We start from the raw sequence: 301 nt of genomic DNA, 5'->3' as shown, positions 1-301 counted from the left end.
CCGTACCGGTGAAGGATAGGCTGCATGCCTGGATGAACGCGCAGCGTGATCTTGTGCCCGAAGGTTCGGCCATCAGCAGAGCGCTCGATTACAGCCTTAAACGCTGGGCAGCGCTGTCGCGCTACCTCGATGACGGGGCTGTACCCATAGACAATAACTGGGCAGAGAACCAGATCCGATCATAGGGCCTTGGGCGCAAGAACTGGCTCTTTGCAGGGGCCTTACGCAGCGGAAAACGTGCGGCAGCGATCATGAGTCTGATCCAGTCTGCGCGCCTGAATGGTCATGATCCGTATGCATA

At 57.8% G+C, this 301-nt stretch carries 1 pseudogene; it reads left to right on the top strand.

Annotated elements, in window-relative coordinates:
* Positions 1-301, top strand: a pseudogene (locus KMS84_RS44395) (IS66 family transposase); the annotation flags it as partial.

The organism is Streptomyces hilarionis (genome assembly GCF_024539675.1).
In the GTDB taxonomy this organism is placed as follows: domain Bacteria; phylum Actinomycetota; class Actinomycetes; order Streptomycetales; family Streptomycetaceae; genus Streptomyces; species Streptomyces hilarionis.
The sequence above is the reverse complement of the archived record's forward strand: the minus strand, read 5'-3'. Positions and strand labels throughout refer to the sequence as shown.